The sequence below is a fragment of the uncultured Empedobacter sp. genome (assembly GCF_937930195.1).
Classification (GTDB): Bacteria; Bacteroidota; Bacteroidia; order Flavobacteriales; family Weeksellaceae; genus Empedobacter; species Empedobacter stercoris.
This window is the reverse complement of record NZ_CALGVK010000133.1, coordinates 23061-48603: the sequence shown is the minus strand read 5'-3', so window position 1 is coordinate 48603 and position 25543 is coordinate 23061. Positions and strand designations below refer to the sequence as shown.

Below are 25543 nucleotides of genomic sequence, written 5' to 3'. Positions count from 1 at the left end.
TCATTATTCATAATCCAATTAAAAGCTTGTTCTGCAACTTTTCCTTTTTCTATATCTTGGAATTTTACGAATTCATACATCGCAGCAGATTCTGAAATTAAAACTGCTTTATCAAATTGATTATTTTTTATCCAAGTCGGAACTAAAGCCATTGCTAAATCAGGTGAACTTTTGATCACTTCGTTTTCAAGATTTGTTGTTATTTCATTAATTTTTGAAGGATTATTTTTTAATATTCCTGTTAATGCAGCACCTTGTACACTGAACGATGGACTTTTAGAAGCTTTTTCAAAAAGTGCTGCTTCATATATCGATGCGTCATTTAACGCATTTAACGCAGCAGATTGTACCAATGTTTTTGGATCGTTGGAAGCCAATTGTTTTAATTTCGAAGTGGCTTTATCTATGATTGTTTTCGATTTTGTATCTAATCTCTGAATGGCATAAATTCGTAACCCATCAAATGAATCGTCTAATGCATTAATCAACGCATCAGCCGCTTTTGGATTAGTTGCTTGCGCATTTGCCATTGCTTCAATCGCTAATAAACGCGTTGTGTAATTTCCTTTTCCAGCTTTGTATTGCGTAATAAAATCTTCAACAGGTTTTTTATCGTCGATATCTGCTAATAAAACTTGATCAGCATTTGGAATAACAACTTCAGGCTTTTGATTTACATCAAATTCAAACACAGTTTCGGCTTTTTTCGGAACCCAAACTTGTTGACGAGTTGTTTTTCCATTTTCAACGATGTCAATTGCGAACGGAAATTCAAACAATTTCGAAGTATCTTGACGAACAACCACTTTTACCTTTTTATTTACTGAAGAATAATCTGATACAAACGTCAATTTTGGATGTCCATTTTCGAAATACCATTGATTAAAAAACCAATTCAAATCACGTCCTGAAACTTCTTCTAAAGCTAAGCGTAATTGTACAGCCTCTGCTTTTCCGTATTCATTGTCTTTTAGGTATTTATTCAATCCTTTGAAGAAAGCGTCATCACCTAAGAAATTTCGCAACATATGTAAGATTACCCCTCCTTTGTTGTACGAAACGCCATCAAACATATCTTCGCGCGAATTGTAGTGAATTCGAACCAATTTTTTTGTTGGTCCATCGCCTTGTTTGTAGCCAAACATTTCGTTGTAGCGATGTTCATCTGCTTTCTCTTTCCCGTATTTATGTTCAAACCACAAATATTCTGAATAGTTTGCAAACGATTCATTAACAGTTAGATTTCCCCAACTTTCAGCCGTTACTAAATCACCAAACCAATGGTGAAATAATTCGTGGGCAATTACATATTCAGCCGTGTTTTCGTCGATTAATTGCCCCGCTTTTTGTTGAACACCATCATGAAACAACGATGCAGTTGTATTTTCCATTGCTCCAGAAACGTACTCGCGAGCGGTCATTTGTGCATATTTGTCCCAAGGATAAGGATAGTTTAGTTTATCAGAAAAGAACTGGATCATTTCTGGCGTATTTCCAAAAATTTGCTTCGCAACATCTTTATATTCAGGCTCTACATAATAATCAACATTGATATTTTTCCATTTATCGTTGATTACTGCATAATCTCCAATTCCGAAAAAGAATAAATAAGGCGCATGTTTTTTATCAAATTTCCAATAATCAGTTTTTGTTCCGTCTGTATTTTTCTTCGAAGATTTCATCGTTCCGTTTGATAATGAAACGTATTTATCAGGATATGTTAAGGTAATTTCTTGCGAAGTTTTTTGATTTGTTTTGTCAATTGTTGGGAACCAACAAGAAGAAGATTCAGTTTCGCCTTGTGTCCAAATCTGAGTTGGATAGTTTGCACGATCTCCCTTAGCATTGATAAAATAAACTCCTTTTGCATCATTTATAGCTGCACTTCCTTCTTGTTTTACTTCATTTGGTCGCGCTGTATAGTTGATGTAAAGAGTGTATTCTTGATCTTTTTTGTATTCTTTGTCTAAATCGATGACTAATTGTAAATCGTCGTATTTGTAATTTAATTTTTTCTTTGTTGCACCATTTACCAAAGCAACTTCGTGAATCAACATTGCTTTTGCATCCAAAGTAACCTTAGAAGTTGAATAGAAATGTGGTTTTAACGTAACCCAAGCTTCACCCAAAACGTGTTCTTTCGCATAATCAAATTTCAAATCTAATTTTGTATGAACAAGGTTATTGATACGTTCTGCTTCTGCACGGTAAATATCGATTTGATTCGTTTGTTTTTCGTTGTAGCTCGGTGGTGGAGTCATGACTTGAGCATGAGTAAGACTTGATATAATAAAGGCTGATGTAAGCCAAAGGATTCGTTTTTTCATCGTAAAATTTTATTTTTATTGGTTGATAAATTTCTCAAAAAGTTACAAAAAAAGCCTCCAAATAGGAGACTTTAAGTATATTTTATGATTATACAGCTACAATCCCTTTGATATGTGGATGTGCTTGATAATTTTCTAATTCGAAATCTTCGTATTCAAAATCAAAAATGTTTTTTACATTCGGATTTATTTTCATTGTTGGTAATGGATAAGGTTCACGAGTTAATTGTAATTCAACTTGTTCGAAATGATTTTTGTAAATATGCGCATCTCCAAATGTGTGAACAAAATCGCCTACTTCTAAATCACAAACCTGCGCTACCATCATCTGTAATAAAGCATAAGATGCAATATTAAATGGTACACCTAAGAAAATATCTGCACTACGCTGATACAATTGCAAAGATAATTTATCGTCATTTACATAAAACTGGAAAAAGGCATGACAAGGTGCCAAAGCCATTTGGTCTAATTCACCAACATTCCAAGCAGAAACTATAATTCGGCGCGAATCTGGATTATTTTTTATTTGATCAATCGCAACTTTTATTTGATCGACAACTTCTCCGTTTTCTTTTCCCCAAGAACGCCACTGATGTCCATAAACAGGACCTAAATCTCCATTTTCGTCTGCCCATTCGTTCCAAATTCTTACGCCATTATCTGTTAAATATTTGATATTTGTATCACCTTTCAAGAACCACAACAATTCGTAGATAATCGATTTTAAATGTATTTTTTTTGTCGTCACCAAAGGAAATCCTTTCGATAAATCGAAGCGCATTTGGTAACCAAAAATACTTTTCGTTCCTGTTCCTGTTCTATCTTCTTTGAAAGAACCTTCTGCTAAAACCTTTTTACATAAATCGTGATACTGTTGCATTTCTCATTATATTTAACCTTTCAAATTTAAGAATTTTTTTTAGAATGAAGTTTAGCTTGATCTTATCGATTTTAGTGATTTTTATGTTTTTTGCTTCGTATAGCAAATCAGATTTTGGACGAAAAATTGCGCAACATTTTTATTTTCAAACGTTATTCAACGTTGTTTTGGTTGTCGTTTTTGTATCAAAAATCATTCACATCAAGCTAAATTTAATGTCAATGATTTCACTTGTTATCATTGGATGTATGTTGTATATGAGCTTTCCAAATTATTTACAACAATTGAGGAGAAGGATAGGTAAATAGTTACGTATAATTTTTTTATCTTTGCAGTTATGAAAAACGAAGCAGGAATTTTTGGTTTAAGACCAGTAATAGAAGCGATTGAAGCAGGTAAAACAATCGATAAAATTTTTATTCAAAAAGGTTTACAAGGAGAGATTTTTTCAGAATTGAGAAAATTGGTGACTGAGTACGAAATTCCTGTAAGTTATGTACCTGTAGAAAAACTAAATCGTTTTACAGGAAAAAACCATCAAGGCGTTTATGCGTTTGTTTCTCCAATCGAATTCGATTCAATTGAAAATGTATTGCCTCAAATTTGGGAAAAAGGAAAAACACCATTTATTTTAATTTTAGACCGCGTTTCTGATGTTCGTAATTTTGGAGCTATCGCTCGTACAGCGGAATGTGTTGGTGTAGATGCGATAATTATTCCAACAAAAGGTTCAGCTTCTGTAAATGCAGATGCAGTTAAAACTTCGACAGGAGCGTTATATAATATTCCTGTTTGTAAAGAAGGAAATTTAGTTAATATAATCAAGTATTTACAATCATCAGGAATAACTATTTTTAGTGCTTCAGAAAAATCCGCAGAATACATTTATGATGCAGATTTTGCCGTTCCAGCAGCAGTTGTAATGGGAAGTGAAGAAGATGGAGTCTCGGATTCTATTTTGAAAATTTCAGATAAAATTGTTAAATTGCCTATGGCTGGACAAACAGCATCATTGAATGTTTCTGTTGCGGCTGGTGCAATCTTATACGAAGCTGTTCGTCAAAGAATGTTACAAGATTTATTTTAACGAAAAATATAATTTATGAGCTATTCTACACTTATCGGAATTTTATTGATCGCATTGAGTGCGGCAATGTACTACTTTACAAATTTGGATGTTTCGAGATTATTTTCGGACAAAGAATTTCTAGTTGGAATAACAGGAGGTGCTGGAATTGGATTTATTCTTGGAGGTTTTTTGGGATGGTTGTACAAATATAAATCTGTGAATAAAGCAAATGCTAAAATCGCAGAGGAAGAAAAACGTAAAGTTGCAGAACAAAAAGCGCAAGAAGAAGCGGCAAAAGAGCAAGCTAAATTGGATGCTCAACGCGAAAAAGAAGAATCGGGATTACTATAATTCTAATTTACAACATAAAAAAGCGGTCGAAAATTAATTTTCGACCGCTTTTTTATGTTGTATTTCTTGGTAATAAAAACAAGGAATCAAAATCAATAAAAACATGGGTTGAATGAGAAATCGTCTGACGTAAAAGAAAACCATTTCACCTGAAGAAAATTGTGTTGAAATAAGGTAATTGTAAATTGGTAAAAGAACGATTAATCCAATAATCATAATAATGATAGAGAATTTAACATAATTCTTTTTCCAGAAAATAAACCAAACAATTAATACTGTTAATAACGTATTGATAAGGTAACGAAACATAAGACTTGCATTTAGTTGAGCCATATCCAAATCAGGAAACTTAGAATGTCCAACAAGATGAAAGTATTGAATAAAAGGATCGTAAAACAACGTATCTTCAAATTTTCTGACCAATACTAATCCAAAAACCAATAAAGCTGCAATTCCGTAGCGTAAGTATTTATTTGGCATGTTGTTTATTGTATTTTGTAACGAAAAATTTAATCCAAACAATCCAAAGAACAACAATAGATCCATAAATTATAGCAGGAAATAAATAGTCATGCGCCATTTTTCCGTATTCGTTGTGGTATCTAAATATATAGTTGAGTAACATAATTCTCGAAATATTCATCACAAATAATATGACTAATCCAGCTAAAATAAATAAAATTGTTTGTTTTAAATTGGTATAAAAAGCAACGATAAATGAGACGAAAATAATCAAAATTGAAATTGCATTGCACCCTTCATTAACAATTGAGGCGACTTGTCCATCAACAATCAAGCGCATCCAAGGTTGATTTTCTGCGATGTTTGAGAAAGAAAAGAAACCAAACTTATTTAAGAAAAAAGCGGTGATATCTGAAGTGAATTTTGTAAATGGATCTGGTATATTGTGTGGTAAATATTGATCCAAATATAGTTTGTACGCAATGCTTAGAATAATGTAGGTTCCTAAAAATCGTGCAAGGAATAACAACAATGGTTTAAATTCTTTCATTAAGGTTAAATAATTTCAAACAAATATAAATGAAAATCATCATCTTTTGATTAAGTAATGATTAATCAATAAATTTGCTTCACAAGATTTTTAAATAAATGCAAAATTTACATAAACGCGTAGATGTCATTTTTGATAGCGCAATTTCGACAGAAGATAAGTTACAAAAGATTTGTCAATTGTTGAGTGATGAAGTAGACTATTACAATTGGGTTGGGTTTTACTTCAAAAATGGAGATAAGAACGAGTTGAAACTTGGGCCTTATGTTGGTGCAGCAACGGATCATACAATTATACCTTACGGAAAAGGAATTTGTGGTCAAGTAGCTGAATCGAATCAAACATTTGTTGTTCCAGATGTGTATGCACAAGATAATTATTTGGCATGTTCTATCGAAACAAAAGCCGAAATAGTAATCCCAATCTTCAAAAATGGTGTAAATATTGGGCAAATTGATATCGATTCGCATACAATAGATCCTTTTACGGAAGAAGATATCAAGTTGTTAGATTATGTTTGTAATCGTGTTTCAGAAATTATTTAATCGATGGTAGAACTTATTTTAAACTATTTTCCAGATTTGACAGAAAAGCAAATCGAGCAATTTTCAAAAGTGGGAGATTTGTACAAAGAATGGAATGATCAAATAAACGTGGTTTCTCGCAAGGATATCGACGAAATTTACACCAATCATATTCTACATTCTTTAGCAATTGCCAAAGTGATGGAATTTGCAGATGGTTCTGATGTGTTGGATGTAGGAACAGGAGGAGGTTTACCGGGGATTCCGTTGGCTATATTATTTCCTAATGTTAATTTTCATTTAGTCGATTCGATTGGTAAAAAAATCAAAGTGGTACAAGGAGTAGCAAAGGGTTTAGGATTAACGAATGTAAAAGCAGAACAAAAACGCGCCGAAGAATTAACAGAAAAGTACGATTTTGTAGTTTCACGTGCGGTTACAGCAATGCCAAGATTTGCAGAATGGATTCGTGGTAAATTCAAGAAAGAAGCGATTAATCCTTTTCCAAATGGCTTGTTATATTTAAAAGGAGGCGATTTAACAGAAGAATTAGCAGATTTTCCAAATGCTGTACTGTTTGATATTCAAAACTTTTTTGAAGAAGAGTTTTTCGAAACAAAAAAAGTAGTTTACTTAGAAAAGAAAGATATTTAATTTTAAGTATTTAATAAATAATTAACCGAAATCAGATTAAAAATGATTTCGGTTTTTTTATGAGTTCAATTATTAGATTTTAAGAAAAAAGTGCATAAAATCGTTATTTTATCCAATACTTTAAGTTCTTTTTAAGAGGTTTTTTCGTCAAAATTCACTATATTTGTTTGTTTTAAAAAGTTAGAGACATATTATGAGTAATAACACATATACGGCGGATAATATCCAAGCGTTAGAAGGAATGGAGCACGTACGTCTTCGTCCATCGATGTACATTGGTGACGTCGGAGTTAGAGGATTACACCACTTAGTTTACGAGGTTGTTGATAACTCTATTGATGAAGCTTTAGCAGGATACTGTGATACAATCAAGGTAACAATTTTAGAAGGAAACTCGATTCGTGTCGAAGATAACGGACGTGGTATTCCAGTCGACTTACATAAAAAAGAAGGAAAATCTGCATTAGAAGTTGTAATGACAAAGATTGGTGCAGGAGGTAAGTTTGATAAAGATACATATAAAGTTTCTGGAGGTTTGCACGGTGTTGGAGTTTCGTGTGTTAATGCACTTTCTAACCATTTATCGGCAGAAGTTTTTAAGAACGGGAAACAATATATTCAAGAATATTCGAAAGGTAAGCCTTTGTATGATGTAAAAGAAGTCGGAACAACTGATAAAAGCGGTACGACTGTTACTTTTACTCCAGATGATACAATTTTCCAAGAGATTAGAGAGTATAACTATGCAACTTTAGCAAATCGTTTACGTGAGTTAGCTTTCTTGAATAAAGGAATTAATATTGTATTAGTTGACGAACGTCAAAAAGATGAAGAAGGAAATCCTTTCTCAGAAACTTTTCATTCAGAAGAAGGATTAAAAGAATTTGTTGAATTTGTTGATGGAAACAGAGAATCTATCATGGATAAAGTCATCTTTATGGAAGGTGAGCGTGATGGAATTCCTGTTGAGGTTGCAATGCGATACAATACGTCATATAACGAAAATGTACATTCGTATGTAAATAATATTAATACACACGAAGGAGGAACGCACTTGTCTGGTTTCCGCCGTGCATTGACGCGTACGCTGAAAAAATACGCTGAAGAAAACTTTAATCTTGCAAAAGAAAAAGTTGAGATTGTAGGTGATGATTTCCGTGAAGGATTAACAGCTGTAATTTCGGTGAAAGTTATGGAACCTCAGTTCGAAGGTCAAACTAAAACGAAATTAGGAAACTCTGAAGTTTCTCCTGCGGTTGATAAAATCGTTGCAGAAATGTTAACAAATTTCTTAGAAGAAAATCCAGCTGAAGCGAAAATAATTGTTGATAAAGTAATTTTAGCAGCAAAAGCGCGTCAAGCAGCTAAGAAAGCTCGTGAAATGGTACAACGTAAGAATCCTATGGGAGGAAGCGGATTACCAGGGAAGTTAGCAGACTGTTCTTCTCGTAAACCAGAAGAATCGGAATTATTCTTAGTCGAGGGTGATTCTGCCGGAGGAACGGCAAAACAAGGACGTGATCGTCATTTTCAAGCAATTTTACCATTACGTGGTAAGATCTTAAATGTTGAAAAAGCGATGGCGCATAAAGTTTTAGATAACGAAGAAATCAAAAATATTTATACAGCTTTAGGGGTAACAATCGGAACTGAAGAAGATTCGAAAGCACTTAATATTGCAAAACTACGTTACCATAAAGTAGTAATTATGACCGATGCCGATGTCGACGGTTCTCACATCGCGACATTAATTTTGACTTTCTTCTTCCGTTACATGAAAGAATTAATTGAAAACGGACATATTTATATTGCAACACCACCTTTATATTTAATTAAAAAAGGAGCTAAAGCAGAATATGCTTGGGACGAAAAAGATCGTGAACGTTTAACGGCTGAATTCTCTACAGATGGTTCAGGAAAAGGTGTAACGATTCAACGATACAAAGGTCTTGGGGAAATGAACGCCGAGCAATTATGGGAAACGACTCTTAATCCAGAACATAGAACGTTACGTAAAGTAACAATTGATAATGCGACAGAAGCAGATCGTGTATTTTCTATGTTGATGGGTGATGATGTACCACCTCGTCGTGAGTTTATCGAGAAAAATGCACACTACGCAAAAATTGATGTTTAATCAGTTTTAAAATAATACAAAAAATAAATCCAGCTTTTTTTAAGGCTGGATTTTTTTTTGTTAATAATTTATTTAGAAAATTTAATGAATGTATAGCAAGGAATTGTATAGATCATATTATCTATGAATAAATATAATAGGTACTGAAAAGGTTGTTCTATTGAATTATAAATTGTAAAATCAATTGAATAAGAATAAAAAAATCCAGAAAGTAGAACCTTCTGGATTTGAGAAATATTGTGTAAGAAATCTTAAGCGTAATATTTTGCTTTTAATTCTTTTACCTTAGGATCGTCTAAGAATTCATCATATGTCATATAACGATCGATGATTCCGTTTGGCGTCAACTCGATAATACGATTACATGTTGTTTGAATCAATTCGTGGTCATGAGAGCCCATTAAAATTGTTCCTTTGAAATTAACCAAAGAATTATTTAATGCTGTAATCGATTCTAAGTCTAAGTGACCTGTTGGTTCGTCTAATAATAATACGTTTGCACGTAATAACATCATGCGAGAGAACATACAACGCATTTTTTCACCTCCAGATAAAACAGAAGATTTTTTCAATGCTTCGTCTCCAGAGAATAACATTTTACCTAAGAAACCACGCATAAATTCTTCGTGACGTTCTTCATCAGAATCAGTATATTGACGTAACCAATCAACCAAGTTGATATCTTCTTTGAAGAAATCTGTATTATCTAATGGTAAATACGCTTGTGTTGTTGTAATACCCCAAGAGAAATCACCAGAATCTGGTTGAACTTTACCTGATAGAATTTCGAAGAATTGAGAAACAGCTTTCGAATTACGAGAGAAAACACCAATTTTATCACCTTTTTTCAGGTTGATGTTTGCATCTTTAAATAAAACTTCTCCATCTACAGACGCAGATAAATCGTTCACTTCTAAGATTTGATCTCCAGCTTCGCGTGATTGTTCCCAAATAATTGCAGGGTATCGACGAGAAGATGGTTTGATGTCTTCAATATTTAATTTCTCGATCATTTTCTTACGAGAAGTTGTTTGTTTTGCTTTAGCAACGTTAGAAGAGAAACGAGCAATGAAATCTTGTAATTCCTTTTTCTTTTCCTCTGCTTTTTTGTTTTGTTGAGCACGTTGTTTTGCCGCTAATTGAGAAGATTCGTACCAGAATGTATAGTTACCAGAATAAAGATTTAATTTAGAGAAATCTAAATCACAGATATGTGTACAAACTGCGTCTAAGAAGTGACGGTCGTGAGATACAACAATTACTGTGTTTTCAAAATTACCTAAGAAATCCTCTAACCATTGAATTGTATTAACGTCCAATTCGTTGGTAGGCTCATCTAAGATTAACACGTCTGGATTTCCAAATAAAGCTTGCGCAATCAAAATACGAACTTTCGCTTTATTATCTAAATCTCCCATTAACGTATAATGCATATCAGAATCAATTCCTACATTAGATAATAATGTAGCTGCATCAGATTCAGCATTCCATCCATTCATTTCTTCATAGACAACGCCTAATTCTCCTGCTTTGATACCATCTTCTTCAGAGAAATCTTCTTTTGCATATAAAGCATCCATACGTTCTTTAATATCGTATAATACTTTATTTCCACGTAAAACAGTATCCAATACTGTGTACTCGTCGTATTTAAAGTGATTCTGCTCTAAGACAGACATACGCTTCCCTTTTTCTAAACTAACTTGTCCAGAAGTAGGATCGATTTCACCAGATAATATTTTTAAAAAAGTTGATTTTCCTGCTCCATTGGCACCAATTATCCCGTAACAGTTGCCATTTGTAAATTTTATATTAACTTCGTCGAAAAGAACACGCTTTCCGAATTGAAGCGATAAATTAGAAACATTTAACATAATTTTTGGTATGATGTTTGTTTGACCTTCCGGCAAAGTTACAAATTTTAATTGGAATAAAATAAAGTGCAAAAAGAAGTTACGATAAAGAATAAACGTGCAAGGTTTGAATATGAACTATTAGATTCATACGATGCCGGCATCCAATTATTTGGGACTGAAATAAAATCTATCCGAATGGGAAAAGCTTCTATTACAGAAAGTTTTTGTCAAATGAAGGATGGTGAACTCTATATCATTAACATGTTTATAGATGAATATGATTGGGGAACATACTTTAATCATAAGACAAGAAGAGACAGAAAACTTTTATTGCAAAAATCTGAATTGCGAAAATTAGAACGTAAAACTAAAGAAACAGGTTTGACAATTGTAGCAACAACGCTGTATATAAACAACAAAGGGTTGGCAAAATTGAAGATTTATTTAGCAAAAGGGAAGAAACTTTTTGATAAAAGAAATACAATAAAAGGAAAAGATTTGAAAAGAGATTTGGATAGAATGATAAAGAATTCTTAAATTTGTCTTATAATTGTATAAAAATTACATAAAATTTAATATATTTAAAACGCTAAATATTTGATAATGAAAAAGTTTAATCTATTATTATCTGCAGTAGCATTATTCGTAGCGGGTAATTCTTTTGTAGACGCTCAGAATTCTAAGAATCCTTGGGCTATTACAGTTGGTGCTCACGCAGTTGATCACAACTCGGCAACTGGTCCATTCAACCAGTATTTCAAAACAGATAACTGGGATATCGTTCCTCCTTTATCTAAATTGTCTATTATTCGTAACTTAAACAGATCTTTCGATGTTGATTTAACTGCTTCTGTAGGTGAAATTGATAACAACAGATTAGCTGTTAAAGATGAATTATTCATCAACGCTGGTTTAGGTTTACGTTATAAATTAGCTAATGGTTATATCTTAAAAGAAGATTCTTGGTTTGATCCATACGTACGTGTAGGTGCTGGATACCACAGATATGATTACACAGGGTTACAATTCCCGTTAACTGCATACTATGGTAATGAGAATGGAGGTACTTACCAAATTACTGAAGCTGAAGACTTAGAAAAAAATCATTTCGTAGCATCTTTAGGAGCAGGGGTTAACTTTTGGTTTACTAAAAACTTTGGTTTAAACGTTGCTTCTGACTACAATTGGTTACCAGCTTACGGAGGAAACAACTATTTTGACTTCTTCCAACATACAGTAGGAGTTACTTTCCGTTTCGGAAAACAAGATAGAGATAATGATGGTATTCCAGATGATGAGGATGCATGTCCAGATACTCCGGGTATTGCTACAGGTGATCCTGCAACAAACGGATGTCCTGATACAGATGGTGACGGTGTATTTGATAAAGATGATGAATGTCCAACGGAATTTGGTTTAGCTGAGTTTAACGGATGTCCTGATACAGATGGTGATGGTGTTCCAGATAAAGATGATGCTTGTCCAGAAGTTGCTGGTCCAGTAGAAAACAACGGATGTCCATGGCCTGATACAGATGGTGACGGAATCTTAGATAAAGACGATGCTTGTCCAAACGAGGCTGGTTTAGCTGAGTTCCAAGGTTGTCCTGATACTGACGGAGATGGTATTCCAGATAAAGATGACGCTTGTCCAACTGAAAAAGGACCAAAAGAAAATAACGGATGTCCTTGGACAGAAGTTCACGTAGCTAAACGTTTATCTAACATTTTATTCGAATACAACTCTGATAAAATCGTTCCATCTTCTTATGATGATGTACAAGTTGCTGCTCAAATTTTAAACTCTGATGATTTAAAAACTAAAAGCTTCTACTTAGATGGACATGCTGACCAAAGAGGTTCTGCGGCTTACAACAAAACTTTATCTTTAAAACGTGCTAAAGCATTAGTTAAGATTTTATCTGAAAGAGGTGGAGTTGACGCTAACCGTTTAACTGCTCGTGGATTAGGAGAGTCTCAATTATTATGTACTGAGGAAACAGAAGAATGTTACCAAAGAAACAGACGCGTTGAAGTTTTACCTAAAAACGCTACAGTTACTGAAACTAAAGTTGTAAAACCAGCTACAAAAAAGAAAAAATAATTCTTTAAAAAGCTTACAATAATGAAAGCCACCTCATTTGAGGTGGCTTTTTATTTATATTCTATCAGAATTAGTAAATTATTTTATATAAAAAATATAAGCTTGATGTTTAAAATTGGCAATGATTTTTAGTAAATTAAAATACTTTTCGTTAGATTAGTCTTTCAAAGATTTATTACTTTTGCTTCAATTATACTCAACCTTAAAATGGCTATAAAAAATACTCAAGAAACACCTAAAACTTCTAAGAAACAAATTATTAAAACAATTGTAGGTATTATATTTTTAGTACTTGGATTATTGTTGTTTGTTTCGTTTTTATCTTATTTTTTTAATGGTTTAATCGATCAGAGTCAAATCTCCGATTTATTGGATAAAAGTGAAACTGCTGAAAATATTTTTGGTAAGTTCGGCGCTTTATTGGGAGAAACTTTCATCTTACAAGGCATTGGTATTGTGTCTTTTTTTATCCCAATTTTCTTTATGTTGTTAGGAATAAAAGTGGCTACGAACTGGAAAAAAATTAAACCATTTAAAACACTTTATCAAAGTATATTTTTTATGATTTGGCTACCGATCTTCTTCGGATGTATTCTTCCACAACAACATATGCTTTCAGGTGTAATGGGGTTTGAAGTCAATGATTTTTTAAATAGTTTCATCGGTAAGTTGGGTGTTGTTTTATTGTTATTTGTTAGTTTATTGATTTATTGTGTGATTCATTTTAGAATGACATATCAATCTATCCAACAAAAAATGGAGGAACGCGCGAAACAAAAAGAACTTGATCGCATTGAAAAAGAACAAGAAAAAATTAAAAAGGAGCAACTCGAATTAAGAAAACGTAAAGAAGAAGAAGAGCAAGAAAAAATTAATAAATTCAATCAAGAAGTTGAAAAACAACAAGAAAATGAATCGATTGAAGAGTTGAAATTGGTCGAGAATTTTGAAAAAGAAGCAATCAAATCACATACAGTTAGTCCAAATGAATCTTTTTCGCAAGAGTTTACTATAAATCAACCACAGGAGGAAGAGCAAATTGAAGAAAGTCCTGTTAATATAACCGAATTGGTGGTTGATGAGATAGAAGAAAATAGTGAAATTGAACCAATAACAGAAAATTCAGTTACAAGTTCTAAACAAGAAGGTTCTAATGATTTAGAATTGAAAGTTCAAAAAATTGACGAAGAAGAAGAATTTGAAGCTACTTCTGCACGATTGGTTCAAGAACAAGGCGAATATAACCAACGTTTAGATTTACCAAATTTTCAATTTCCACCGATTTCATTATTGAAAAAATATGATTCAGGAAATACATTAATCGATCAAAAAGAATTAGAATCCAATAAAAATAAAATTATCGAAACTTTAGGTAACTACGGAATCGGTATTTCACAAATTACGGCAACGATAGGTCCAACTGTAACACTTTACGAGATTGTGCCGCAAGCAGGAGTTCGTATTTCTAAAATTAAGAATCTTGAAGATGATATAGCATTAAGTTTAGCTGCACTTGGTATTCGTATTATTGCACCAATTCCAGGAAAAGGAACCATTGGTATCGAAGTTCCGAACTCTAATCCATCTATGGTTTCGATGCATTCTGTAATAGCTTCTCAAAAATTTCAGAATTCTGATATGGAATTACCTATTGCTTTTGGTAAAACAATTACGAATGAAACGTTTGTTGCTGATTTAGCTAAAATGCCTCACTTGTTAATGGCGGGAGCAACTGGACAAGGGAAATCGGTAGGACTGAATGCAATTATTGCATCGTTGTTGTACAAAAAACATCCATCAGAATTGAAATTTGTAATGGTCGATCCAAAGAAAGTAGAGTTGACACTTTACTCGAAAATAGAACGTCATTACTTAGCTAAATTACCTGATGCAGAAGAAGCAATTATCACAGATAATACGAAAGTAATCAATACACTGAATTCGCTTTGTATAGAAATGGATGATCGCTACGAATTACTTAAGAATGCTTTCGTTCGTAATTTGAAAGAATACAATGCGAAGTTTAAAGAACGTAAATTAAACCCAGAAGCTGGACATCGATTTTTACCATATATCGTTTTAATCGTAGATGAGTTTGCAGATTTGATTATGACAGCTGGTAAAGAAGTAGAACTACCTATTGCTCGTTTAGCTCAGCTGGCTCGTGCTGTTGGAATTCACTTGATTGTTGCTACACAACGACCTTCTGTAAATGTTATTACAGGTACAATTAAAGCTAACTTTCCAGCTCGTGTAGCGTTTCGTGTAACATCTAAAATAGATTCGAGAACAATTTTAGATTCTCCTGGAGCTGATCAATTAATTGGAAAAGGAGATATGCTATTTACGACTGGAAATGATTTAGTGCGACTACAATGTGCTTTTGTGGATACACCAGAAGTTGATAAAATCACCGAGTTTATTGGAGAACAACGAGGCTATCCAGATGCTTTACATTTACCAGAATATGTTGGCGAAGATGGAGGTTCTAATTTAGATATTGATTTATCTGATCGTGATGTGTTATTTGAAGATGCTGCACGATTGATTGTAATGAATCAACAAGGTTCTGCATCTTTATTACAACGAAAATTAAAATTAGGATATAACCGAGCAGGACGATTAATTGATCAATTAGAAGCCGCTGGAATTGTTGGACCTTTTGAAGGAAGCAAAGCACGTCAAGTATTGATACAAGATGACATGAGTTTGGAACAGTTGTTGAATAATTTGAACTAAAATTTATTAAAAACAGATAGAAATTTAAATTGTATGAAAAAGATATTTTATTCTTTCATACTCTTATTAGTAGGGGTTGGAACATTAAACGCTCAATCAGCAAAACAAATCTTAGACAAAGTTTACGCAAAATATACCAACGCAAACTCGTATTATATTAAGTTTGATTTTAGTCATTCGACTAATGGAAAATCGATGAATCAAACAGGAGAAGTTTTCTCGATGAAACAAAAATTTAATTTGAATGTAGGAGACATCAATCAAATATACACAGGAACAAAGTTATATACGATAGCAAAAGATGACAAAGAAGTAACAGTTTCTGATGCGTCAAATACAGATGATTTTTTAACTCCAACTAAAGTTTTGAATACCTATCGAACAGATTTTAGTTATGCGTTAACAGATAAAAAAACAGTAGGAGGTAAGTCGATTCAGTATATAAAATTAACGCCAACTAAAACATCTTCAATTAAATATTCGATTTTAGGAGTTAATACAGCAAATAATCAAATCCATGATTATAAAGAATATGGTAAAAATGGAGATACAATGTCTATCGTTGTAAAAGATTACGTTCAAAATTTACTTATTCACAAAAGTTACTTTAACTTTGACCAAAAGAAATATAAGTCGCAAGGCTATATTATTACACAATTATAATCAATGTTAAAAAAGCTTGACTGGTATTTAATTAAGACCTTTTTAGGTCCATTTTTTTTCATTTTTAGTGTTCTGTTTTTCATCTTTATTGTGCAGTTTGCATGGCAAGAAATGGAAAAATTTATTGGAAAAGGTTTAGAATGGTACACTATAGCGGAATTACTTTTTTATTTTGGTATTAACGTGGTGCAACTTGTACTGCCACTTACCATTCTTTTGGGGTCGATTATGACAATGGGAGGATTTGGTGAGCGTTACGAGTTGGCAGCAATGAAAGCGTCTGGAATCTCTTTAACAAGAATTCTTGCCCCACTTTTTGGATTAATTATGTTAATGTCAATAGGGTTGTATTATTTTGGAGACAAAGTAATGCCTTATTCTCAACGAAAAGCAAGAACAATGCTCTATAGTATTTTACAGACAAAACCTACTGTAAATATGAAAGAAGGTGTTTTTATTGAAACGGTTCCTGGTTTTCAGATGAAAATTAATAAAGTTTCTGGTGAAAATTCTGAAAAGTTAGAAGATGTTTTTGTTCATCAAAATGCAGCTTTTGGAGAAGATGGAATGACAATAATTGCCAAAAGAGGAAATCTTGCTCCTGATAAAAACGATAACCATTACATGAAAATGGAGCTTTTTGATGGAATTGCTTATACAGATAATATTAAGAATAAAAATTTAGATCAACGATTACGTCAAGAAAATCAATATACAAAGTTTGATACGCTTAATTATTACATTGATATTTCGGATATTTTAAATTCAGGGAAAGACGAAGATCCAGGAAACTCGTATAAATATTTGGATGGAAAAGGTCTGAGACATTTGATAGATTCGTTAAATGTAGATTATAAAAAGTATTATTCAGATTTAAAAACAAATATGTTCAATCAGAATTATTATTACTTTCATAAAATGAAAGAGATTGATTCTGTAAATACCAAAATGATTTTCGATATAAAAGAACATTCTGCTCAAGATCAAGACAGAATTATCAATCAATCGATACAAATGGTAAATCGAGATCAAGAAAATATGTTATTTTCTGAACAAGAAATTATAGGTCGAGAAAAACTATATGCAAAAGTAAACATTCATTACAACCGAAACTTTTCGTACGCAGTAACGTGTATTATTTTCTTTTTGATAGGATCTTCGTTAGGAGCAATTGTTAAAAAAGGAGGAATTGGAATGCCGGTTGTTATTTCTATTGTCATATTCGTTATCTATTTTATTCTAAATTTCTCCGCAGAAAACATGGCGAAAAATGGTAAATTAGACTCAACTTTTGCTGCTTGGGCAGCGAATATTATAGCACTTCCATTCTCTATTTTATTTAGTTATAAAGCCAACCAAGACTCAGGATTATTTGACATAAGTATTTACATCGATCCGATTATAAAATACTTTAATAAGTTTAAGAAAACAAACAAAAACGAGGAGCATTCTCGTTATCAATAATATAAAACAATGGAAAATAGATCATCTCAATTAAACACAATTGAAGAAGCTTTAGAAGATTTAAAACAAGGAAAAGTTATCATTGTAGTTGACGATGAAGATCGTGAAAATGAAGGAGATTTCCTATGTATCGCCGAGTTTGCTACACCAGAAGTCATCAACTTTATGGTAACGCATGGACGCGGATTGGTTTGTACACCACTTACACAAAAAAGATGTAAAGCTTTAGGCTTAGATCTTATGGTTGGTCACAATACAGCGATTTATGAAACGAATTTTACCGTTTCTGTCGATTTACAAGGACATGGTTGTACAACAGGAATTTCGGCTTCGGATCGTTCAAAAACTATTCAAGCCTTAATTGATGAAAATACAAATCCTGATGATTTAGGTAAACCAGGACATATTTTTCCTTTAATAGCGAAAGATGGAGGGGTTTTGGTTCGCATGGGACATACAGAAGCAGCTGTTGATTTGGCGCGTATGGCAGGACATTATCCTGCTGGATGTATTGTTGAAATATTGAAAGAAGATGGAGAGATGGCTCGTCTTCCTGAATTATTGGAGATTGCGAAAAATTTTGATCTTAAAATCGTTTCGATTGAAGATTTAATTGCATATAGATTAGAAAACGAATCGTTGGTAAAACGTATTGAAGAATTTCCTGCAAAAACTAAATTTGGAGATTATGATTTAGTTGCTTATCAACAAACAACAAACAACCAAATTCACTTTGCACTAAAAAAAGGAAAATGGTCAAAAGATGATGTTGTTCCTGTACGTGTAAAATCGACAAACAGTTATTATGACTTATTTAGCGCTTTACAAAATGGAGAAACGCCATTGTTAGAAAAAACAATGAACATTATCAACGAAGAAGAAAAAGGAGTTATTATTTTTATCAATAATATTCAGAATTCTGAATTAGTTGAACAGAAATTAGAAATTTTCAAAAGCTATTCTGAAGGAAAATCTAAATCGGGGATTTTACCAGCAGACGAAAAAGATCATGGAATTGGATCGCAAATTATCAAAGATTTAGGTATCCAAAAAATGAATTTAATTACACGAACAGTCGAAAAGCCTCATACTACACAATATGGTTTAGAGATTGTAAAATGTACAAAATTGTAAGAAAATAATATAGAACTAAAAAAAGCTTCTCACAAGAGAAGCTTTTTTTATTAATCATCATAATATTTAATGCGCATAATGTTTACGAGAAACAAGATGCAGAATTTTTTGAACTGATTTTGTGTTTTTGTAAAGATTCCAATTCATTAATAAAACACTGAATAAAATTACTGCTAATCCATAGATCTGCAAATGAGTTATGACATCATCTGAGAAAAAATAACTTAACGCTACTGCTACAATTGGATTAACGTAAGCATAAGTAGAAACTTCTACGGCTGGACGATGTTGTAACAGCCAAACATAAGATCCAAATGCAAGAATAGAGCCAAAAGTTGTTAAATAAGCCATTGCTAACCAATCTTCTGTCGTTACATTCGTAAGATTGAAATTGGCATACTCTCCATTGAATATGGCAACAGTATTGAATAATACACCAGCAGTAATCATTTGCCAAGCTGTTTTTACCATGATATGCAACTCTTCTTTTGGTTTTGTAACTTCTTTTTTCTGTTTGTCCGTCACATATTTAGAATACAAAGAACCCAATGTCCAAGCGATAGAACAAAAGATTAAAACAATCAATCCAATCATATTTAAGAATTGCTGATCTGCGTCTGCGTGTACAGTAGTCGTTTGTTCGTAGAATAGCATCAAAACACCTATAAAACCAAACAGTACACCTAATACAGTGGGAATACTTGAAAAATTTTGTTTCCATTTTGGTTTATCTAATACAATGAACCAAATAGCTGCCGAAGCTGCCATAATCGCAACAATTCCACTTGGTAAAAATTGCTCAGACCAAATAATTCCGGCCATATCAATAAAAAGTAGCATAAAACCCGTAAACATACATTGTTTTACGATTTGTTTATCCCAAAGTTTATAGCCTTTTAATTTGCAATACCCCATCAATAATGTACTCGCTCCAATAAAACGAAACGAGCCCAAAATAAATGGACTAAAGCCATGTAATGCCTTATCTATAAAAAAATAAGTTGACCCCCAAACGACATAAACCACGAAATACGCTGCAATAATCAGCCACTTGCTTGGTTGATTCCCTTTCATTCAATCTTCAATTTTAATTCGTTGGTATAACGATATTTTGTTCTTCTTTTATTGTTTGTAAAACGATAGTTGTTCGTGTAGAGGTGATTCCACCAATTTTGCTAAGGTGTTTACGCATTAATTCTACTAAACCTTCGTTATCAGAAGTTCTTACTTTGATTAAATAACCATCATCTCCAGCGATATCATGAACTTCTAAAACTTCTGGAATTTGAGCAAGCTGTTTTCCTACTGTTTCATCTCCGATAATATCTACCGTTTTGATAAACATGTATGAAAGTAATTTTTGACCAACTGCCACTGGATTTATTTTTGCATGATAAGCTAAAATAACTTGTTTGTTTTCAAGCTTCTTTACACGTTCTAATATACCAGAAGGTGCCATTCCCAATTCTCTTGCAATATCGGCATTATTAATACGCGCATTTTCTTGCATTAATCGCATGATTTTCAAATCAGTAGCGTCTAAATTAAATTCTATTTTTTCCATTTCGACTGCAAAATTAAGGTTTTTTGAATAATATTCAAAAAATATATTAATAAATGTACTTTATTCTTGATATGATTTTAAACCATAAATTAAATTTAGTATTCCTGCCAAGTATTAAACCATTCTTCATAAAAAAAAGCTGCCCAATACTGGACAGCTTATGTTATTTAAAAATTTCCGTTAGAGAATTAGTTTCCTCCTTCTTCCATTTTCTTTTTCAATGCAGCTAATGAATCGATATCTCCTAATGTAGATGTTTCAATTGTGTTAGATGAATTGTTGTTGTTATTGTTGTTAGAAGTTCTTTCAGCTTTAACTTCTTCCTCACGGAAAGTTGCTGTATGAGAAACTACTACACGACGGAATTCTTTATTGAATTCGATTACTTTGAAAGATGTTTCTTCACCTTTTTTGATACGAGATCCGTCTTCCTTCTCTAATGTACGAGCTGGAGCGAAAGCTTCAACATCAGCATCTTCGAATTGAACTGTAGCACCTTTGTCAAATACGTCAACTGCAACACCTGTGTGAGTTGTACCTACAGCATATTTAGCTTCGTACTGATCCCAAGGGTTTTCAGTTAATTGTTTGTGACCTAAAGATAAACGACGAGCTTCTACGTCTAATTCTAAAACTACTACGTCTAAGATATCATCAACTGCACAGAATTCTGATGGGTGTTTGATTTTCTTAGTCCAAGATAAGTCAGAGATGTAGATTAATCCGTCAACACCTTCTTCTAATTCTACGAATACACCGAAGTTAGTGAAGTTACGAACTTTACCTTTGTGAGTAGAACCTACTGGGTATTTAGTTGTAATATCTGTCCAAGGATCTGGCGTTAATTGTTTGATACCTAAAGACATTTTTCTTTCTTCTCTATCTAAAGTTAAAACTACTGCTTCAACTTCATCACCTACTTTTACGAAATCTTGAGCAGAACGTAAGTGAGTAGACCATGACATTTCAGAAACGTGGATTAAACCTTCTACACCTGGAGCAACCTCAACGAATGCACCGTAGTCAGCTAAAACAACTACTTTTCCTTTAACTTTATCACCAACTTTGATATCAGCATCTAAAGCATCCCATGGGTGAGCTTCTAATTGTTTAATACCTAATTGGATACGAGATTTATCTTCGTCGAAATCTAAGATTACAACGTTGATTTTTTGTCCATCTTCTAAGATTTCAGATGGGTGGTTGATACGAGACCAAGATAAGTCTGTAATGTGGATTAAACCGTCAACACCTCCTAAGTCTACGAATACACCGTAAGATGTGATGTTTTTAACTTCACCTTCTAATACTTGTCCTTTCTCTAATTGAGCAACGATTTCTTTTTTCTGAACTTCGATATCAGCCTCGATTAACGCTTTGTGAGAAACAACTACGTTTTTGAATTCTGGGTTGATTTTAACAACTTTGAACTCCATAGTTTTTCCTACGAATTGTTCGTAATCACGGATTGGTTTAACATCGATTTGAGAACCTGGTAAGAAAGCTTCAATTCCGAATACGTCAACAATCATACCTCCTTTAGTACGAGCTTTGATGTAACCGTTAACGATTTCTTGAGAATCGTGTGCTTTGTTCACAGCATCCCATGCATTTAATGTACGAGCTTTTTTGTGAGATAAAATTAATTGTCCATTTTTATCTTCACGTTGATCAACCATTACTTCAACGATATCTCCAACTTTTAAATCTTGGTTGTAACGGAATTCGTTTAATGAAATAACACCTTCTGATTTGAAGTTGATGTCAACGATAGCTTCTTTATCTGTAATACGTACAACTTGTCCTTTGAATACTTCATTCTCATGTAAGTCTTCTAAAGTTGTATCGTACATTTGCTCTAATTCAGCTTTTTCTTTACGATCTTCTTCGTTTAATCCTGATTCGAAAGATTCCCAATCAAATGATTCTGGCGCTACGTTTGCATTAGCAGACGCATCTAATACTGGAGTGTTTAATACAACTTCTTTTACCTCCTCTTGTTTTGTTTCTTTAGACATAATTCTAAAAATTTGTATCTCAATCAATTTTATTTTTGGAATCTTAAAATGCAAATAAATGACCGAGAGATGTTTAACTTAATAATTAATCGCTTGATTCCTAATTCATTTAAGCGAGTGCAAAGATAAACAATAAAAATTAATTTTTTGGAATAATTTTCGCTTCAACTCAAAGAAATTTAAGTTTTTATAAACTCAATACACGTTTGTTTATTTGTAACTTGTAAACGAATCTAAATCTTATGGATAGTTTAAAGAAAATAAAACGCTTTTCGAAAATCGTAAAAGTCGTTTCTAAATATGGTTTTGAAGAAATCCTTTCTCGTGGAAATGATTTGTTTCATTCTGACCAAAATACTGATTTCTTCAATAGTTCTTTCAATCAAAGGTTTCGAATGGCTTTGGAAGAACTCGGACCAACCTATATAAAATTTGGTCAATTATTAAGTAATCGAAAAGATTTGGTTCCTGAATCATTGGTCGAAGAGTTGAAAAAATTACAAGATAATGTCCCGCCTGAAGAGATTGATATTTATCAAAGAATAAAAGACGAATTTGGAATAGAACCAGACGAACATTTTCTTTCAATAGAACAACAACCTTTTGCTGCAGCCAGTATTTCACAAGTTTACCGCGCTACATTATTGAATGGTGAAAAAGTCGTGTTCAAAGTGAAGCGATCAAACATTCAACATATCATCGAATCAGATTTGGCCTTGATTCGTGATATCGTTCTTTTTTTAGAAAAGAAATACGAGAAGTTACAAAAGTTATTCATTTCTGAAATTGAAAAATCATTCGAAAATTCAATTCTAAAAGAACTTTCTCTAACGAACGAATTTCAAAATATCGAACGTTTTAGAAAAAATTTCGAGAAAAGTAAAGATGTTTACGTGCCTAAAACATACGAAGACTATTCGAATAATAATTTTCTTTGTATGGAATTAATCGAGGGTTTTAAAGTAAATGATGTTGAGCAATTGGAAGCGTTGGGACTTGACCCAAAAAAAATCGTGCAAAAAGGGTTTGATATTTATTTGAAACAATTGTTAGATGATGGTTTTTTTCATGCCGATCCTCATCCAGGTAATATTTTTATTTTGCAAGACGGTCGAATAGCTTTCATCGATTTTGGCTCGATGGGAATTTTAGCAATCAACGAAAAAGAAGCATTAGAAAATGTTGTCATTGATTTTGGTTTGAAAAATCCAAAACGTATTGTTCGTTCACTCAAAAAAATGGCGATTAAACATTATATCGAAAATGATAAACAATTGGAACGTGATATTGCTGATATTTTTGACTATTTAGAATACAATACAGTTGACACCATTGAAGTTCAGGTAATCATCAAAAAATTTAATCATATTCTACAGCGTAATCATGTGTTATTACCTGAATATGTTTATATCTTATTAAGAGGAATTGCGCTTATAGAAGGGATTGGTCAACAATTGCATGCTGATCTTAATGTACAACGTTCGATGCGTCCGTATGCAATAAAATTAGCTCGTCAGAAATTTCATCCTAAATATTTGAGTAAAAAGACGATTGATAATTTCAAGGATATTCAAGATTTAATCAACGATTTACCAGAAGATACATTAAAGCTAATCGAAAAAATAAACAACGATAAATTAGCGCTTAATTTTAAGATTGATGAAATCGATAATATTCAGAAACTCATAAAAGACAGTGTCAATAAAATAGTGTTAGCTTTATTAACATTAACTTTTGGAATTGGTGGAAGTATGTTAGCCAATACAACCGTTCGTCCCATGATTTTAGACATGCCAATGCTTTCTTGGGTTGGGTATTTATTATCTGTTTTTACGGCGAGTTGTATTATTATTTTAGTCTTTAGAAAAAAGTAGATTTAAAATTTAGCTTTAAAATTAAGCATCAAAAAGAAAGTATTTTTATAAGAAACTTAAAACTATTATATTTGCATTTGTATGGAAAATTTTGTTGTTTCAGCCAGAAAATATCGCCCACTAAATTTTGAAGATGTAGTTGGACAAGCGTCTATTACAAATACTTTAGAACAAGCGATAAAGTCTAATCAATTGCCACAAGCACTTTTATTTTGTGGTCCAAGAGGTGTTGGGAAAACAACATGCGCCAGAATTTTAGCACGTAAAATTAACGAAGAAAATGGAGTAGAAGGTGATCAAGATTTTACTTTCAATATTTTCGAGTTAGATGCAGCATCAAATAATTCGGTGGATGATATACGAAATCTAATCGATCAAGTACGTATTGTTCCTCAAATTGGAAAATATCGTGTGTATATTATTGATGAGGTTCATATGTTATCAACAGCAGCTTTTAATGCTTTTTTGAAAACATTAGAAGAGCCACCAGCGCATGCTATTTTTATTTTGGCAACTACAGAAAAACATAAAATTATTCCTACGATTCTTTCTCGATGTCAGATTTATGATTTCAAACGAATAGGAGTTGAAGATATCAAAGGACATCTCAAAAATGTTGCAGATAAAGAACAAGTAACTTTCGAAGATGATGCGCTGCATTTGATTGCGCAAAAAGCAGATGGAGCTTTACGTGATTCGTTGTCGATTTTTGATCGAATGGCAACTTTTACAAATAAAAATTTGACGTATTCCGCTGTTGCAGAAAACTTGAATGTATTGGATTACGATTATTATTTCAAGATGACAGATGCGTGTTTGGAAAATGATATTCCGCAAGCAATGTTGCAACTGAACGACATTTTAAATAAAGGATTTGATGCCCATCTTTTTATTTGTGGCTTAGGTGCACATTTCCGCGATTTGTTGATGTCTAAAACAGCTAATACCGTTAGTTTGTTAGAAGTAGGAGAACGTATCAAAGCGAAATACTTAGAACATGCTCAAAAATGTTCGGCTTCATTTTTATTTGGTGCGATAGAAATCTGTAATGAAGCAGATTTAAATTACAAATCGAGTAAGAATCCACGTTTAACAGTTGAAATTGCTTTGATGCAATTAGCTTCTTTAACTGCTGAAGAAAACGGTCTTAAAAAAAAAAGTATAGGATAGT

At 32.7% G+C, this 25543-nt stretch carries 21 protein-coding genes; 13 read left to right on the top strand and 8 right to left on the bottom strand.

Annotated features, from left to right (window positions below; all coding sequences use genetic code 11):
- Window positions 1-2327: M1 family metallopeptidase (locus tag Q0616_RS07950; RefSeq protein WP_298776302.1), on the bottom strand; the 2327-nt coding region annotated here is incomplete at its 3' end.
- A gap of 88 nt (window positions 2328-2415) precedes the next feature.
- Entirely contained in the window at window positions 2416-3210 is a 795-nt protein-coding gene (locus Q0616_RS07945; RefSeq protein ID WP_298776300.1) for a thymidylate synthase, read from the bottom strand.
- 337 nt (window positions 3211-3547) lie between these two features.
- Between Q0616_RS07945 and rlmB the strand changes: the two genes are divergently transcribed.
- Both rlmB and Q0616_RS07935 read left to right on the top strand, forming a co-directional pair.
- Window positions 3548-4297 carry a 23S rRNA (guanosine(2251)-2'-O)-methyltransferase RlmB gene (rlmB, locus tag Q0616_RS07940; RefSeq protein WP_171621831.1) on the top strand — a complete coding sequence of 250 codons (750 nt, stop codon included), beginning with the start codon at window positions 3548-3550 and terminating at the stop codon, window positions 4295-4297.
- A gap of 15 nt (window positions 4298-4312) precedes the next feature.
- The gene (locus Q0616_RS07935) at window positions 4313-4630 is read left to right on the top strand and encodes a hypothetical protein (RefSeq protein WP_171621832.1); all 318 of its coding nucleotides are present in this window, start codon (window positions 4313-4315) and stop codon (window positions 4628-4630) included.
- A 33-nt stretch (window positions 4631-4663) separates the two neighbouring features.
- Here the strand turns inward: Q0616_RS07935 and Q0616_RS07930 are convergent, their stop codons facing one another.
- Together Q0616_RS07930 and xrtF are read right to left on the bottom strand one after the other, a co-directional pair.
- Window positions 4664-5110, bottom strand: a complete 447-nt coding sequence (locus Q0616_RS07930; RefSeq protein WP_284583217.1) for an exosortase F system-associated protein — start codon at window positions 5108-5110, stop codon at window positions 4664-4666.
- Entirely contained in the window at window positions 5100-5642 is a 543-nt protein-coding gene (gene xrtF, locus Q0616_RS07925) for an exosortase family protein XrtF (RefSeq protein WP_225539730.1), read from the bottom strand. The genes Q0616_RS07930 and xrtF overlap by 11 nt, the downstream gene beginning before the upstream one ends.
- 98 nt (window positions 5643-5740) lie before the next feature.
- Between xrtF and Q0616_RS07920 the strand changes: the two genes are divergently transcribed.
- The 3 genes from Q0616_RS07920 (at window position 5741) to gyrB (ending at window position 8957) form a co-directional block, all read left to right on the top strand.
- The gene (locus tag Q0616_RS07920) at window positions 5741-6187 is read left to right on the top strand and encodes a GAF domain-containing protein (protein ID WP_225539731.1); all 447 of its coding nucleotides are present in this window, start codon (window positions 5741-5743) and stop codon (window positions 6185-6187) included.
- Between the two features lie 3 nt (window positions 6188-6190).
- A complete protein-coding gene (gene rsmG, locus Q0616_RS07915) occupies window positions 6191-6820 on the top strand; it encodes a 16S rRNA (guanine(527)-N(7))-methyltransferase RsmG (protein ID WP_260541966.1) in 630 nt (209 codons plus the stop codon).
- Window positions 6821-7013: 193 nt separating this feature from the next.
- Entirely contained in the window at window positions 7014-8957 is a 1944-nt protein-coding gene (gene gyrB, locus Q0616_RS07910) for a DNA topoisomerase (ATP-hydrolyzing) subunit B (protein ID WP_171621837.1), read from the top strand.
- Window positions 8958-9208: 251 nt separating this feature from the next.
- Here the strand turns inward: gyrB and Q0616_RS07905 are convergent, their stop codons facing one another.
- Complete coding sequence (locus Q0616_RS07905) at window positions 9209-10831, bottom strand: ATP-binding cassette domain-containing protein (protein WP_188319217.1); 1623 nt, start codon at window positions 10829-10831, stop codon at window positions 9209-9211.
- 66 nt (window positions 10832-10897) lie between these two features.
- Between Q0616_RS07905 and smpB the strand changes: the two genes are divergently transcribed.
- The 6 genes from smpB to ribB all read left to right on the top strand — a co-directional run bounded on the left by smpB (window position 10898) and on the right by ribB (window position 18916).
- On the top strand, window positions 10898-11350 hold the full coding sequence (gene smpB / locus Q0616_RS07900) for an SsrA-binding protein SmpB (RefSeq protein WP_171621839.1): 453 nt from the start codon (window positions 10898-10900) through the stop codon (window positions 11348-11350).
- A gap of 66 nt (window positions 11351-11416) precedes the next feature.
- Window positions 11417-12916, top strand: a complete 1500-nt coding sequence (locus Q0616_RS07895) for an OmpA family protein (RefSeq protein WP_298776285.1) — start codon at window positions 11417-11419, stop codon at window positions 12914-12916.
- 207 nt (window positions 12917-13123) lie between these two features.
- Window positions 13124-15655 carry a DNA translocase FtsK gene (locus Q0616_RS07890; protein WP_298776283.1) on the top strand — a complete coding sequence of 844 codons (2532 nt, stop codon included), beginning with the start codon at window positions 13124-13126 and terminating at the stop codon, window positions 15653-15655.
- A 33-nt stretch (window positions 15656-15688) separates the two neighbouring features.
- Window positions 15689-16318, top strand: a complete 630-nt coding sequence (locus Q0616_RS07885; RefSeq protein ID WP_298776280.1) for an outer membrane lipoprotein carrier protein LolA — start codon at window positions 15689-15691, stop codon at window positions 16316-16318.
- Window positions 16319-16321: 3 nt separating this feature from the next.
- A complete protein-coding gene (locus tag Q0616_RS07880; RefSeq protein WP_171621843.1) occupies window positions 16322-17782 on the top strand; it encodes an LptF/LptG family permease in 1461 nt (486 codons plus the stop codon).
- A 9-nt stretch (window positions 17783-17791) separates the two neighbouring features.
- Window positions 17792-18916 carry a 3,4-dihydroxy-2-butanone-4-phosphate synthase gene (ribB, locus tag Q0616_RS07875; RefSeq protein ID WP_286483979.1) on the top strand — a complete coding sequence of 375 codons (1125 nt, stop codon included), beginning with the start codon at window positions 17792-17794 and terminating at the stop codon, window positions 18914-18916.
- 66 nt (window positions 18917-18982) lie between these two features.
- Here ribB and Q0616_RS07870 read toward each other — a convergent pair whose 3' ends face one another.
- The 3 genes from Q0616_RS07870 to rpsA all read right to left on the bottom strand — a co-directional run bounded on the left by Q0616_RS07870 (window position 18983) and on the right by rpsA (window position 22498).
- Window positions 18983-19990: an EamA family transporter gene (locus Q0616_RS07870; RefSeq protein WP_298776276.1), complete on the bottom strand. Its 1008-nt coding sequence runs from the start codon at window positions 19988-19990 to the stop codon at window positions 18983-18985.
- Between the two features lie 13 nt (window positions 19991-20003).
- A complete protein-coding gene (locus Q0616_RS07865) occupies window positions 20004-20471 on the bottom strand; it encodes an Lrp/AsnC family transcriptional regulator (protein WP_210766915.1) in 468 nt (155 codons plus the stop codon).
- A 197-nt stretch (window positions 20472-20668) separates the two neighbouring features.
- Window positions 20669-22498, bottom strand: a complete 1830-nt coding sequence (gene rpsA / locus Q0616_RS07860) for a 30S ribosomal protein S1 (RefSeq protein WP_171621846.1) — start codon at window positions 22496-22498, stop codon at window positions 20669-20671.
- Window positions 22499-22740: 242 nt separating this feature from the next.
- Between rpsA and Q0616_RS07855 the strand changes: the two genes are divergently transcribed.
- The gene (locus Q0616_RS07855; protein ID WP_225542186.1) at window positions 22741-24372 is read left to right on the top strand and encodes an AarF/UbiB family protein; all 1632 of its coding nucleotides are present in this window, start codon (window positions 22741-22743) and stop codon (window positions 24370-24372) included.
- Window positions 24373-24453: 81 nt separating this feature from the next.
- Window positions 24454-25542, top strand: coding sequence for a DNA polymerase III subunit gamma/tau (dnaX, locus tag Q0616_RS07850; RefSeq protein WP_298776269.1), 1089 nt, complete (start codon window positions 24454-24456; stop codon window positions 25540-25542).
- Window position 25543 lies beyond the last annotated feature (1 nt).

What these genes read in the sequence shown, in the direction of transcription:
- Q0616_RS07945 (WP_298776300.1), bottom strand. Translation starts at nt 3,210, where the DNA reads ATGCAACAGTATCACGATTTATGTAAAAAGGTTTTAGCAGAAGGTTCT.
- rlmB (WP_171621831.1), top strand. Translation starts at nt 3,548, where the DNA reads ATGAAAAACGAAGCAGGAATTTTTGGTTTAAGACCAGTAATAGAAGCG.
- Q0616_RS07935 (WP_171621832.1), top strand. Translation starts at nt 4,313, where the DNA reads ATGAGCTATTCTACACTTATCGGAATTTTATTGATCGCATTGAGTGCG.
- Q0616_RS07930 (WP_284583217.1), bottom strand. Translation starts at nt 5,110, where the DNA reads ATGCCAAATAAATACTTACGCTACGGAATTGCAGCTTTATTGGTTTTT.
- xrtF (WP_225539730.1), bottom strand. Translation starts at nt 5,642, where the DNA reads ATGAAAGAATTTAAACCATTGTTGTTATTCCTTGCACGATTTTTAGGA.
- Q0616_RS07920 (WP_225539731.1), top strand. Translation starts at nt 5,741, where the DNA reads ATGCAAAATTTACATAAACGCGTAGATGTCATTTTTGATAGCGCAATT.
- rsmG (WP_260541966.1), top strand. Translation starts at nt 6,191, where the DNA reads ATGGTAGAACTTATTTTAAACTATTTTCCAGATTTGACAGAAAAGCAA.
- gyrB (WP_171621837.1), top strand. Translation starts at nt 7,014, where the DNA reads ATGAGTAATAACACATATACGGCGGATAATATCCAAGCGTTAGAAGGA.
- Q0616_RS07905 (WP_188319217.1), bottom strand. Translation starts at nt 10,831, where the DNA reads ATGTTAAATGTTTCTAATTTATCGCTTCAATTCGGAAAGCGTGTTCTT.
- Q0616_RS07895 (WP_298776285.1), top strand. Translation starts at nt 11,417, where the DNA reads ATGAAAAAGTTTAATCTATTATTATCTGCAGTAGCATTATTCGTAGCG.
- Q0616_RS07890 (WP_298776283.1), top strand. Translation starts at nt 13,124, where the DNA reads ATGGCTATAAAAAATACTCAAGAAACACCTAAAACTTCTAAGAAACAA.
- Q0616_RS07885 (WP_298776280.1), top strand. Translation starts at nt 15,689, where the DNA reads ATGAAAAAGATATTTTATTCTTTCATACTCTTATTAGTAGGGGTTGGA.
- Q0616_RS07880 (WP_171621843.1), top strand. Translation starts at nt 16,322, where the DNA reads ATGTTAAAAAAGCTTGACTGGTATTTAATTAAGACCTTTTTAGGTCCA.
- ribB (WP_286483979.1), top strand. Translation starts at nt 17,792, where the DNA reads ATGGAAAATAGATCATCTCAATTAAACACAATTGAAGAAGCTTTAGAA.
- Q0616_RS07870 (WP_298776276.1), bottom strand. Translation starts at nt 19,990, where the DNA reads ATGAAAGGGAATCAACCAAGCAAGTGGCTGATTATTGCAGCGTATTTC.
- rpsA (WP_171621846.1), bottom strand. Translation starts at nt 22,498, where the DNA reads ATGTCTAAAGAAACAAAACAAGAGGAGGTAAAAGAAGTTGTATTAAAC.
- Q0616_RS07855 (WP_225542186.1), top strand. Translation starts at nt 22,741, where the DNA reads ATGGATAGTTTAAAGAAAATAAAACGCTTTTCGAAAATCGTAAAAGTC.
- dnaX (WP_298776269.1), top strand. Translation starts at nt 24,454, where the DNA reads ATGGAAAATTTTGTTGTTTCAGCCAGAAAATATCGCCCACTAAATTTT.